At 65.3% G+C, this 14,065-nt stretch carries 2 protein-coding genes; both read left to right on the top strand.

The features are described 5' to 3' along the window. Positions 1 to 25: 25 nt before the first annotated feature. Positions 26 to 10,231 carry a non-ribosomal peptide synthetase gene (locus tag BW979_RS14750; RefSeq protein WP_076384130.1) on the top strand — a complete coding sequence of 3,402 codons (10,206 nt, stop codon included), beginning with the start codon at positions 26 to 28 and terminating at the stop codon, positions 10,229 to 10,231. Then, a complete protein-coding gene (locus tag BW979_RS14745; protein WP_076384128.1) occupies positions 10,228 to 14,064 on the top strand; it encodes a non-ribosomal peptide synthetase in 3,837 nt (1,278 codons plus the stop codon). The genes BW979_RS14750 and BW979_RS14745 overlap by 4 nt, the downstream gene beginning before the upstream one ends. The last annotated feature ends 1 nt before the right edge of the window (position 14,065 follow it).

The raw sequence follows: 14,065 nt of genomic DNA, 5'->3' as shown, positions 1-14,065 counted from the left end.
AGACTTTGAAATGGACCAAACAAGCATGAACAACATCGAAGACATCTACTCCCTTTCGCCGACCCAGCACGGCCTGTTGTTCCACAGCGTCTACGAACCGGATTCGCGGGTGTATTACCAGCAGTTGAGCCTGGACATGAACGGCCCGCTGCAATTGAGCGCTTTTCGTGGTGCCTGGCAGGCGCTGATGCAGCGTCACGCGGTGCTGCGCAGTGCTTTTCTCTGGGAGGAACTGGACGATGCCTATCAGGTGGTGCAACAGGACGTTGAGTTGCCCTTGACTGAACTGGACTGGCAGGACCGCGCCGAGCCGCAGGCCGCGCTGGAACAGTTGGCACTGGAACAACGGGCACAACCCCTGGAGCTGAATGACTCGCCGCTGATGCGCGTGTGCCTGGTGCGCCTGGCCCCCGAGCGCTGGCATCTGATCTGGACCTTCCATCACATCCTCATGGACGGCTGGAGCGTCGGCATCGCCGTGCAGGAGTGGCTGGCGCTGTACTACGAACAAGCCCATGGCCGCCCCGCCCACTTGGCGCCGACCCGCCCTTATCGAGACTACATCGCCTGGCTGGCGGAACAGGACATGGCCGCCACCGAAAGCTTCTGGCGCGAACAGTTGCAGGACGTCAGCGAGCCGACCCCACTGCCCAGCTTCGCCGTACGCCAGCCAGCGCCTGCGGGGGCACCGTTCGCCGAACGGGAAAGCCTGCTGGCCGCCAGCGAAACCGAGCAACTGGCGCACTTCGCCCGTCAGCATGACCTGACCATCAACACGCTGATCCAGGGCGCCTGGGCACTGCTGCTGGGCCAACACGCCGGGCGTGACGACGTGGTCTATGGCGTCACAGTCGCCGGGCGTCCGGAGAACTTGGCGGCGGTAGACAGCACCGTCGGGCTGTTCATCAATACCTTGCCGCTGCGCGTGCAATGGGCCGACGAGCCGACCCTGGTGGACTGGCTGCAACACTTGCAGCAAGCCAACAGCGATCTGCGCCACCACGCCTACCTGCCACTGGGCAAACTCAAGTCGATGACGCGCATCGCCGCTGAACAAGCGCTGTTCGACTCGATCCTGGTGTTCGAGAACTTCCCGGTCACCGACGCACTTAACCAGGACACCGGTGGCTTGAGTTTCAGTGCCCCGAGCAGCGACCAGCAGGTCGATGGCATTACCCACACCCAAGGCCGCAACCACTTCCCGTTGTCGCTGATCGTGGTGCCGGACAAACAACTGCACTACCTGATCAGCTACGACCGCAGTCGCTTCAGCGATGCCGAAGTCGCGGTGTTGTCGGCCCAATTGCGCGCGATCCTGTTGGCGATGACGGCGCACGCGCAGTGCCGGGTCAGCGAGCTTGAATGGCTGAGCCCTGAAGAACGCCAGCAATTGCTCGTGCAGGGCCGTGGTGTACAACTGCCGGTAGCCGCTACGTGCCTGCACCAGCGCTTCGAACAACAGGTGGCCGCCCACCCGCAACAGCTGGCGGTGCGCGACCGCCAGAGCGCCCTGACTTACCGTGAACTGGATCAGCAGGCCAACCGCCTCAGCCAGTATTTGCGTGCCCAGGGCATCGGCCACGACAGCGTGGTGGCACTGGCCCTGGAACGCAGCGCCGAGTTCGTGATCGCCCTGCTGGCCACCCTCAAGGCCGGCGCCGCCTATCTGCCGCTGGACCTCAAGCAGCCTGCCGGGCGCCTGGCCGACGTGCTGGTGGACAGCCGCGCCGCACTGCTGATCGGTGCCGCCGCTTCACCCCTGCTCAAAGACCTGGCCGAGCACACGCCGACGCTGTGGTTGGCGGAACAGACCGACGCCATCGCCTCCCAGCCAGACACGCCACCGGTCGTGGTCCACAGCCCGACCGATGCTGCCTACGTGATCTACACCTCGGGCTCCACCGGCACCCCCAAGGGCGTGGTGGTCGAGCACCAGTCCATCGTCGATTACCTGACGGCGGTGCACGCAGTGCTCAACCCGCCACCGGCGGCTCGCTACGGCTTGCTGTCCAGCATCGCCGCCGACCTGGGCCACACCCAACTGTTCGGCGCCCTGTGCAGCGGCGCCAGCTTGTTGCTGGTGGATGAAGACAGCGGTTTCAGCCCCCTGGCACTGGCCGAACTCTTCGACCAACACCCGGTGGATGTGCTGAAGATCACCCCAAGTCATCTGGCCGGCCTGTTGCAGGCGTTGCCCGATGCCCGCCTGCTGCCCCGCGCCCTGCTGGTCTTCGGCGGCGACGCCCTCAGCCCGGCGCTGCTGGAACAGGTCAACCGCCTGGCGCCAGGGCTCAGGGTTTTCAACCACTATGGGCCGAGCGAAGCGACAGTCGGGGCGATTGCCACCGAGTTGCCGGCGGGCCTGCGCAGCATCGCCCTCGGCCGGCCACTGCCGAACCGTCAACTGCAAGTGGTCGATGCCAACGGCCGCCTGGTGCCCACCGGGGTATCCGGCGAACTGCTGATCAACGGCGCCCTGGCCCGGGGTTACCTGCACCGCCCGGACCTGACCGCCGAACGCTTCCATCTCGACGCCGATCAGCAACGCTGGTATCGCACTGGCGACCGCGTGCGCTGGCAAGTGGACGGCCAACTGGCGTTCCTCGGTCGGGTCGACAGTCAGGTCAAGATCCGCGGCAACCGCCTGGAGCTGGGCGAAGTCGAAGCGCAGCTCAAGCGCCTGTCGCCGCTGATCGAACAGGCGCTGGTCCGTGCCGTGGAACTGGACGGCAGTTTGCGCCTGGTGGCCTACCTGGTCGCCAGCCAGTCGCTGTCCGCCACGAAACTGCGTAACGACCTGGGTGCGCGGGTGCCGGACTACATGGTGCCGGCGCACTTCATCACCCTCGACGAACTGCCTCTGACCCGCAACGGCAAGGTCGATGTCCAGCGCTTGCCGCTCCCGCAAAAACCCACGGACGACAGCGCCACCCATGTCGCGCCGCGCAATGAAGTCGAAGCGCATCTGGCCGCCATCTGGCAGGAAGTCCTGAAGCTGGAACGTGTCGGCGTGCACGACAACTTCTTCGCCCTGGGCGGCGATTCGATCATCAACTTGCAGATCATCGCCCGCGCCAACCAGCAAGGGCTGAAACTCACGCCCCGCCAGCTCTTCGAGAACCGCACCATCGCCGATATCGCCCGGGTGCTGGGCGCCGATGCCAGCCATGGCGTGGCACACGAGATTGCCGATGGCTATGACCTGCCGCTGGCCGCCGGGCAACTGGCGCGCCTGCAACAAGGGCCGTTGCACGCCACCTGGCGTTGCGTGGCGCTGAGCCAGACGCTCGATAGCGAGCTGCTGACCCAGGCCATCTGCGCCTTGCAGCAACACCACCAGGCCTTGCGCCTGGCGCTCAAGGCCCTGCCGGAGGGCCAGTGGCAGCAACGGGTACTGGTCGCGGCCAAGGCCCCGGTCATCGCCACCGAGAAACTGGAGACCTGCACGCCGGGGCAACTGCAAGCCCTGGCCCAGGCCGGTGTCGACGCGCTGGCACTGGACGCCGGCCAAACCCTGCATGCCCGCCTGCTGGAGGTGGACGGCAAACACGCCCTGCTGCTGGCCGCTCATCCGCTGTGTCTGGACGAGGCATCCTGGTCGCTGCTGCTGACTGACCTCAACCTGGCCCTGGCGCAACTGCGCTATCAGCGGCCGGTGCGCCTGTCCTACACCGGTGGCGATTTCACTCAGTGGACGCGGCACCAGCAGGCCCATGCACAGGGCGATGCCCTGGACGACGCCTGGGAACACTGGCTGCAATACGCCGGCACGGAAACGCTGCAACTGCCGAACAGCCAGCAGCCGGCCAGCGTGGTCGAGCAGACCCTGCCGGCCGCCACCTCAGGTGAGCTCAAGCGTTTGGGCGAAGTGCTGCAACTGGACTGGAACAGCCTGTTGGCCGCTGCCGTGGTCGAACAGTGCCGTGAACTGTGCGGCAATGGCCTGGTTGCGCTGAGCGTGCACGATGCCCGTCCAAGCGCCGAGCGCCTGCCGGTAAATGCGCCGATTGCCGTGGCCGACCTCGACCCGGCACGCATCATGGGACCATTGGCCCTGGCTGTGCCGTACTTCCTCCAGCCCGAAGGCGACAGCCTGCTGCAACGCTTGCATGCCCTGACCGCGCAAATGCGCGCCTACCCGCAGCACGGCGTCGACTATGGCGCCCTGCGTTTCCTGTCGGACAACACCTACCTGCAAGAACCGCTGCGTGATCTGCCGGCGGCATCGGTGGCCATTCGCTGGCTCGGCAACCTCGACAGCCATCGCGAAGAGCGTGGCATCCTGGCCCAGGTCGAAGCCGCAAGCCCCGCGACAGCTTCGACTTGCCCGCTGACCCTGGACGCCTGGTGGCAGGATGACTGCCTGCACCTGCGCAGCCACGGCGCCCTCGCCGCCGACTGGGCACCGCGCCTTGCACAACGCTTGAGCGAACTCGCCGGATTGGCCAGCGCAGCCGACCTGCGCCCCGCCAGCCAGGCATTTGCGCTGTGCCACAAGCAAGCGGCGACCCTGGCATCCGAACCGCTGGACTGGGCGAACATCGAAGACGTCTACCCGCTGTCGTCCATGCAACAGGGCATGCTGTTGCACACCCTGCTGCAACCCCACAGCGGCATCTACCTGATGCAGCAACGCTACAGCTGGGACGGGGTACTGCAGCGCCCGGCGATGGAAGCGGCCTGGCAGTTGTTCCTTGAGCGCCACCCCATGATGCGCACTGCCTTCTGGTGGCAGGACGATCATGAGCCGCTGCAATGCGTATACCGCCAAACTCATCGGGCGTTCGACTGGCAGGACCTGCGCCACCTCGATGAAGAACAGCAGCGCCTGGCGATGGACCAGGCCCTCGAAGCACAGCGCCTGCAAGGTTTCGACATGGCCTGTGCGCCGCTGACCCACCTGCGGGTGTTCCAACTCGATGAGCGACGCTTCGCCGTGGTGCGCAGTTTCCACCACATCCTGACCGACGCCTGGTGCTTCGGCCTGCTGATGGAAGACCTGCTGGCGATCTATCAGGCCATCGTGCGCCAGGAGCCGGTGGCCCGTCCACGCCTGCGCTCCTTCCGCGGCTACATGAGCTGGCTGGAACGCCATGACATGGCCGCCGCCCATGCGTTCTGGCAGGCCGAAATGGCCGGTTTCAGCGAACCGACACCGCTGCATGTGGACAGCCCCGTGGCGCGTCCGGAGCAGGCACCGGAACAGGTTGGCGATTTCGACCAGACCCTGAGCATCGCCCAGACCCAGCGGCTGCAGCAGCTGTGCCAGCAATACCAACTGACCCCCAACACCTGGATCCAGGGCGCCTGGGCGCTGTTGCTGTCGCGCTACAGCGGCAACCGCGATGTGCTGTTCGGCGTGACCGTCGCCGGCCGCCCGACTGACCTTGCCGGCGTAGAAGAAATGGTCGGGCTGTTCATCAACAGCTTGCCTCTGCGCATCGATGTCGATCCCGAGGTGCCAGTGGCCGACTGGTTGCAGGCGCTGCTGTCCCACAACGCGCAATTGCGCGAACACGAAAGCGCTTCGCTGGTGGACATCCAGCGTTGCAGCCAAGTGCCGCGCGGCCAGCAGTTGTTCGACAGCCTGGTGGTGTTCGAGAACGCGCCGCTGGATATCAGCAGCGTGAAACTGGATGCCTTCAGCATCGACATCTATGAAGACCGGGTGCACACCAACTTCCCGATGACGGTGGTGCTGTACCCCGGCGACCGCCTGGGCATTCGCCTGTCCTACGACAGCATGCGTTTCAGCACTGACACCGTGCAGCGCATGCTCGGCCATCTGGTGCAGCTGCTTTCGGGCATGCTGGAGACGCCGCAAGCGCCACTGGGCAGCCTGCACATGCTGCCCGAGGCGGAACGCCGGCAGTTGCAGATCGACTGCAACCGCAGCGACGTCGACTTCCCGCTGGAGCGCGGCTATGCGGCGCTGTTCGCCGAACAAGTGCGCAACCGTGCGCAACACCTCGCCGCCGTATGCCAGGGGCAATCGCTGACCTACGCCGAACTGGACCGCCGCGCCAACAGCATCGCCCATGCGCTGCAAGCGGCCGGTGCCGGCCCGGAAACCCTGGTGGCGCTGTTCGCTGAGCGTGGCCTGGCCTTGCTGACGATGATGATCGCCACGCTCAAGGTCGGCGCGGCGTTCCAGGCCCTGGACATCCAACAGCCCCACGCACGCCTGGCGGAGCTGCTGGACCTGGGCGAAGCACCGCTGTTGCTGGTCTGCGAGCACGCAAGCTCGACGCTGGACTACGTCCTGCCGCAGATGCGCCAGCAACCCACCTGCCTGATAGCCCAGGCGCTCTGGCAAGGCCGCGAACAGCCGCCGGTCACCTATGCGCACAACCCGGATCAACTGGCCTACGTGATCTTCACCTCGGGTTCCACCGGCACGCCAAAAGGCGTGATGGTTGAACAACGCGGGATGCTCAACAACATGTTCGGCAAGGTCCCGAGCCTGGGCCTGGGTGAGCACGACCGGATTGCCCAGACGGCTTCGGCGGCGTTCGATATCAGCGTGTGGCAGTTCCTCGCCGCGCCGCTGTTCGGCGCCACCGTGCACATCCTTCCCGATGCCCAGGCCCACGACCCTGTGGCTCTGCTCGATGCGGCTCAGGAACAGCAACTGACACTGCTGGAAACCGTGCCGGCGCTGATTCGCGGCATGCTCCAGGAAAGCCAGGCGCACCACACCCTGGCGAGCCTGCGCTGGCTCCTGCCCACCGGTGAGGCATTGCCGCCGGCCCTGGCGCGGGACTGGTTCGCCCGCTTCCCGGCGATCCCGTTGATGAACGCCTACGGTCCCGCCGAATGCTCGGACGACGTTGCCTTCTACCCCATCACCGAAGCGCCCGCCGACGACTGCCTGCACATGCCCATCGGCAAGCCGACCGCCAATAACCAGGTGTTCGTTCTCGACTCGGCGCTGCGCCTGGTCCCTGTCGGTGTACCCGGCGAATTGTGCATCGGTGGTGTCGGCGTCGGTCGCGGCTACCTGCGCGACCCGCAACGCACCCGCGAAGCCTTTGTTCCGCACCCGTTCCAGGCCGATGCGCGTCTGTATCGCAGCGGTGATATCGGCCGGATGCGCGCCGATGGCGTGATCGAATACCTCGGGCGGCGCGACCAGCAAGTAAAGATTCGTGGCCACCGCATCGAACTGGGCGAGATCGAAAACCGCCTGATGCAACACCCAGCGGTGGACAGCGCGGCGGTGCTGGCACTGCCCGACGCGCGCGGGGCGTTACAACTGGTGGCCTGGTATGTGCTCGACGACACGGCCAACCTGGGCGGCGAGTCCGCGCAACAGGTCTTGAGCGCTTACCTGGGCCAGCAGCTGGCAAGCTACATGGTTCCAGCCCGTTGGCTGGCCCTTGCGCAATTGCCGCTGAACGCCAATGGCAAGATCGACCGTCGCGCCCTCGCCGCCCTGGGTGTGCCCCAGGACGAAACGGCGCAGGCGCAATGCTTGGCACCGCGCACGCCGACCGAGCAGGTCCTGGCCGAGCTGTGGCAGGAAATTCTCGGCCTGGACACCGTCGGTGTGCACGACGACTTCTTCGCCATCGGCGGTCACTCGTTGCTGGCCACCCAGGTGTTGTCGAGGATTCGCCGACGGTTGAACGTGAACCTGCCGCTGCGCACGCTGTTCGAGCGTGGCACCCTGGAACAATTGGCCGAAGCGGTCGATCAGCAACGCGACGCCCAGACCGAGGCCGACGGCAACAGCGAGATTGCCCTGGCGCCACGCAACCAGCCATTGCCGCTGTCCTACAGCCAGCAACGGTTGTGGTTCCTGGATCGCTTCGAAGGCCCCAGCGCCGCCTACAACATGACCACCGCCATCAGGCTGCGTGGTGCGCTGGACGTCGCAGCGCTGCAAGCGGCGTTGCAGGCCGTGTTCGAACGCCATGAGTCCTTGCGCACGGCGTTCCATCTCCACGGCGACCAGCCTTGCCAGGTCATCAGCCCGGCACCGCGGGTTGACCTGACGCCGACCGAGCTGAGTCACCTCGACCACGAGGAACAAGCGCAAACCCTGCAACGCTTGATTGATGAACAGGCGGCACGCCCGTTCGATCTGCAACAGGCGCCGATGTTGCGCGCCAGTCTGCTGCGCCTGGGCGCCGTCGATCATGTGCTGCAATTGGTGCTGCATCATATCGCCACCGATGCGTGGTCCATGGGCATCCTCATGCAGGAGCTGATCGTCGGGTACCAGGCTCGTACCAGCGGTTCGACACCGGTGCTGCCGGTGTTGCCGATCCAGTTCGCCGACTATGCCTACTGGCAACGCAGCGAAACCCAACAGCGCCTGCTGGCACGGGCCATCGACTACTGGCGCCGCCAACTCGACGGCGCGCCAACGCTGATCCCGCTACCGCTTGACCAGCCACGCCCGGCGCGTCCCGACTATCAGGGGGCGGCCCTGGAACAACGCTTCACACCGGCCCAGGCCGAGGTGCTCAAGGCCTATGCTCAACAGCAGCGGGCGACGCTGTTCATGGTCCTGCTCAATGCCTTCAACAGCCTGTTGCAACGGGCCACCGGGACCAACGACTTTATCGTCGGCACCGACCTGGCCAACCGCGAACATCCGGCCCTGGAGCATCTCATCGGCTTCTTCGTCAACGTGCTGCCGATCCGTGCCCGCCTGAGCGAGGGCGAAAGCTTTGACGCCCGTCTGCAACGCTTGCGCGAGGATTGCCTGTCGGCGTTCCAGCACCAGCAGGTGCCGTTTGACAAACTGGTCGAGGAACTGCAACCGCCGCGTACACCAGGGGTCAATCCCCTGGTCCAGGTGCTGTTCGTCATGCAGAACACCCCCAGCGGCAATGCCAGCCTGCCGGACCTTGAGGTGGAACACCTGGTATCACGCCAGGAAAGCAGCAAGTTCGACCTCGCCGTATTTGTCGAAGAGGACGAAGATCAAGGCCTGAATGTGCGCTGGGTGTATCGCACCAGCGTGTTGCACGAGCCGACCATCCAGCGCCTCGAACAAGGCTTCGAGAGCCTGTTGGAGCAGATCGTCTCGGCCCCGGGACAAGCGCTGGACAATTGGTCGTGGCGCCTTGAGGGTGGCAACGCCAGCGCAGCGTCCCTGGCGGATTCGTCGCTCGACGAAGCCACGGCCCGCAGCGCGCGCAAGCAGTCCAAATTGAGCAAGCTCAAGCAGACCCGTGCAACCGCTGTGAGCCAGGTGGCCCATGAGCAGGTCCGTACCCGCACCCTCAGCGCCGGGCAAGCCTTGCCGTTGGTGATTGAGCCGTTGCTCGGCGACCTGGACCCGGTGCACTGGGCGCTGCAAGCGCGGGAATGGATCAATGCACAGCTGCTGACCCACGGCGGCCTGCTGTTCCGGGGTTTCAACCTGCCGGATGCCAGCGCTTTCGAACAGTTCGCCCAGGCCATCGAACCCGACCTCTACGGGACCTACGGTGACCTGCCGAAAAACAAGTCCGGCAAGAACATCTACCACTCCACGCCGTACCCGGAACAGCACATGATTCTCTTCCACAACGAGAGCTCCCATCTGCCGCAGTGGCCACGCAAGCAGTGGTTCTATTGCGAAACGCCGGCGCCGCGGGGCGGTTGCACGCCCATCGTCGATTGCCGGCAGGTGCTGGCGCGCTTGCCCGAGGACATCGTCGCTCGCTTCAAGGCCCTGGGGCTGCTGTACGTGCGGCACTTCACCGACAAGCTGGATGTGCGCTGGCAGGACTTCTTCAAGACCGAACAGCGTGAGGAAGTCGAGCGCCAATGCCTGGCGTCGGGCATGCGCTGGGAATGGCTGGGGGCCGACAACCTGCGGATCGCCCAGCACTGCCCGGCCATCGTCGAGCATCCCGAGACCTTGGAACTGTCGTTCTTCAACCAGGTGCAACTGCACCACACCGCCTGCCTGGAGCCGGAAGTGCGCAGCAACCTGATCAGCCTGTTCGGCCCCGGACATTTGCCACGTAACGTGTACTACGGCGATGGCAGCGTGATTGAAGACGCAGTGATGCAAGTGATCGGCGAGGCTTATGAAGACTGCGCGGTACGTTTCAGTTGGCAAAAGGGTGACATGGTGATGCTGGACAATATGTTGGTGGCCCACGCTCGGGATCCCTTCGAGGGTGAGCGCAAGATCTGTGTCGCCATGGGCCAGATGATGCGTCGCGAACAATTGACCGGTTGCCTGCCCGAAGCACAGCCGCCGCTGGCTGCGGAGGTGCAGGCATGAGCGCCTTTGAAACTCGCGAAGAAGCCTTCGCCCTCTCGCCCCAACAACGCAGCCAGTGGTTGGCGGGATTGCCAGCGGCGCGCCTGGAACTGGAAATAAAAGGCCCGTTGGCCCTGGAGCGTCTTCACCAACGACTCGCCGCCCTGAGCGTGTGTCACGAGGCCCTGCGCCTGCGAGTACGGCCAGAGCCAGGCTTGCTGATGCCCTTGCAAGTGGTTGAATCCACGGTCATGGCCACGGACGCCATCAGCGTCGAGGTGCAAGCGGTCGACGGCGATCGGCAGCGGGTCACGCTGCAACTGCCGGCGCTGAGCGCGGATCGCGGGACCTTGCTGCGCCTGGCGCAGGCATTGGGCTCGATAGAGGCGCCATCGGTGGATGACGAGGCGATGACATATACCCAGTACAGCGCCTGGCTCTACGAGTTGCAGGCCGATGAAGACGCCGAGCCTGGCCGGCGTTTCTGGGCCAGCCAAGCCTTGGACGAAGCGGCCGCCAGCGAGTTGCTCTACCGTGAGGTTCGCAGCGACCGCTCCGACGCCCCGGTGACCACTCGCTTGAGCGCCAACCCACAGTTGAGCATGGCCCTGGAAAGCTTTTGCCAGCGTCACGACGCATCGCCCGAACAAGTGCTGATGACGGCCTGGGGCGTGCTGTTGCAGCGCCTGAGTAGCGGCGACAGCCCGGCACTGACCTTGAACTGGGTCCACGATTGCCGCGACGACTATGAAGAACTCGCCGATTGCTGGGGATTGTTCGCCAAGCCCTTGCCCCTGCGCTGGCAAGCGGCGGCGGACAGCCACTTTGCCCAGGCGCTGGCGAACCTTCAGGTGCTCTGCGAGCAAGCCACCGAATGGCAGGAATACTGCGGCGTCAGCGCTGCGCTGCCGGCCGACACTTTGCAGTACGGCTTCCAGTGGGGTGGGCAGTTGCCCGATCGGCTCGACACCTTGGGCAGCATGGCGTCGACGCTCACGGTGCTGGACGCACAGGCCATCCCCGCCGGTATGGAGCTGCTGTTGGTGGCCGAAACGACCGCTGGCGGCTATCGCCTGAACCTCTGCCACCTGCCGGGCCGCTACAGCGAACAGGCCGCTCTGGTGCTGCTGGAGCAACTCCAATCGCTGCTGCTCGATGCCCTGGCCAACCCAGGCAAGCCCCTGGCCGAACTGTCCGTGCAGGCGCCGAGTTTTACCGCAACGCTGACCGCCCTGCAGGCGCCATCCGACGCTGCGGCACTGCCGTTTACCAGCGTGCCGGCGAGTTTCGATGAATGTGCCGCGCAGTTTCCCGAATATTTGGCCCTGCGCGACCCCAATGGGCAGTTGAGCTATGCCCAACTGCAGGCCCGCAGTAACCAACTGGCGCATTTCCTGCGCGCACAGGGCGTGGGTCGCGAAGATCGCGTGGCGCTGTACCTGGATCGCTCGGCACAGATGGTCCTGGCCATGCTCGCCGTGCTCAAGAGCGGCGCGGCGTTCGTTCCCCTGGATGTGCATCAACCAGCGCAACGCTCGCTGGCGATTATGCAACAAGCCCAGCCGACCTTCATACTCAGCGGCTCGGCCGGCAGCGCCCCTGCGTTGCCGGGCATCGGCAGCCTCGACCTGCGCGAGGAAGCGGCCTGGCAGCAAGCGCCAACGACTGCAACCAACGTCGAGATCCAAGGACAGGACGCGGCCTACGTGCTGTTCACTTCCGGCAGCACCGGTACACCCAAAGGCGTCATCGTCGAGCACGGACAGCTGGCCAGTTATGTCGCCAGCGTATCCCGGCGCTTGCAACTGGCCGCAGGCGAACGCAGTGCAGTGGTCACCTCACTGGCGGCCGACCTGGGCTACACGTTGCTGTTCCCGGCCCTGCTCAGCGGCGGCGAATTGCACCTGCTGGACAAGGAAACGGCCATGGACGCCCAGGCTTGGGCAGCCTGGCAGGCGCAGTACCCGATCGATCACCTGAAGATCGTGCCGTCGTTGCTCGACGCCTGGTTGATTCATGCCCAAAGCGCTGCCGTGTTGCCGCGCAAACAATTGATCCTCGGTGGCGAAAGCTGCTCGCGGCGCCTGCTGCAAAGCATTCGCAGCCTTGCTCCGGCGCTAACGGTCTTCAACCATTACGGCCCGACCGAAACCACCGTTGGGGTGGTGATGCACAAAGCCGATCCGAGCGTGGATTATCGTCGCCTGCCCCTCAGCGACCGCCTCGACGGCATGCGCCTGTACCTGCTCGACGAGCAGCAAGCGTTGGCCGCCCCAGGGCAAAGCGCCGAGCTGTATATCGCCGGCCCGCAACTGGCCCGCGGGTACCTGGACACGCAACAAAGCGCCGGACGTTTTATCGAGCTGGCACATCGGCCGGGCGAACGCCTCTATCGCACCGGCGACATGGCCCGCTATCGCCATGACGGCAGCCTGGAGATCACCGGGCGGGCCGACCGCCAGGTGAAAATTCGTGGGTTCCGCGTGGAACTCGACGAGATCCAGGCGCAGCTGACCAACCTTCCCGGTGTGGCCCAGGCCGCTGTCGAATGCATCCCTCGCGGCGAGCTCGGCCAGCAACTGTTCGCCTTCATGACCCTGGCGCCCGGGCATTCGACCACAGTCGCCAGGCTGCATGGCCAGGCCCAGGATTGCTTGCCGGACTACATGCTGCCCACCCTGCGGATCGTCGAAGCCTTGCCCCTGATGGGCAACGGCAAGCTCGACCGCAAGACCTTGCAGCAATGGGCTGACAAAGTCCTCGACACGGTCGGCAGTGCCTTGCCACGCACGCCGCTGGAAGCCTTGCTCGCCGAGGTCTGGGCACAGGTGCTGGGCCTGGAGCGAGTGGGCATCGACGATGATTTCTTCGAGCTGGGCGGCCATTCCCTGGCGGCGGTGACGCTTGCCAGTCGCCTGCAGACCGCGCTGTCGGCACCAGTGACGGTCAATGCGGTGTTCAACGCCCCGAGCGTCTCGGCATTTGCAGCATTGGTGCAGGCCGAGCTCAAACTCTCGCCACTGGTGCGGTTGTCGGCGCCAAACGCTGTCGAAGCCGCCAATCTGTTCTGCTTCCACCCCTCCACCGGCCACGTGCAGGATTACCGCACGCTGCTGGCGCCGCTGTCGGCCTGGCATCTGTGGGGCTTGCAGGCGGCGTACCTGAGCGACGACAGCACAACGCTGGGCGGCGATATCGAGCGCCTCGCCGCGCTCTATGTCGAGCACCTGCGCCAACAGCAACCACAGGGGCCGTACCACCTGCTGGGCTTCTCCCTCGGTGGTCTGCTGGCGATTGCCGCGGCCGCGCGCCTGGAAAGCCAGGGCCAAGCAGTGGCGTTTCTCGGTGTCATCGACTCGCAGTACCAGCATCAAGCGCCAGAAGACAGTGTCGAGGCGCTGCTGGAGTCAGCCTCCCAAGCACTGACACCGGACAGCCAGAGCGTGTTGCGCCAGTTGCCGCCGCCGATCATGGCCGCATTGCTGGAGCAACTGGACGCCCTGCCCCCAGCGGCACGCCTGCCGGAGCTGGTGCAGTGGGCACGCCAGCAAGGCCTGCAACTCGATGGCGACAGTTGGGAGCATTTGCAAACGCGGCTGCGCTACCAGCAGCACACGCAGCATCTGCTGGCGACCTTCAAGCCTGTCCGGCTAAGCTGCCCGGTGCATGTCTGGTGGGCCAGCGACACCCTGGCCCAGGCCGACTTCGCCGACCCGCATTGGGAAGACCTGAGCAGCGGGCCGTTGACCCGCGAGGTCATCACGGCGCAACACCTGACCATCCTTGAGCAACGCGCCTTGCACGAACAATTGGCGGCGCGTCTCACGGCCATTGCTACACACGGAGCGGTTTGAA

The organism is Pseudomonas sp. A214 (assembly GCF_900156295.1).
In the GTDB taxonomy this organism is placed as follows: Bacteria; Pseudomonadota; Gammaproteobacteria; order Pseudomonadales; family Pseudomonadaceae; genus Aquipseudomonas; species Aquipseudomonas rhizophila.
This window is presented reverse-complemented; position numbering and strand designations above follow the sequence as displayed.

Bases quoted from the DNA above. Each gene is read 5' to 3' on its own strand.
- BW979_RS14750 (WP_076384130.1), top strand. From the start codon at position 26: ATGAACAACATCGAAGACATCTACTCCCTTTCGCCGACCCAGCACGGC.
- BW979_RS14745 (WP_076384128.1), top strand. From the start codon at position 10,228: ATGAGCGCCTTTGAAACTCGCGAAGAAGCCTTCGCCCTCTCGCCCCAA.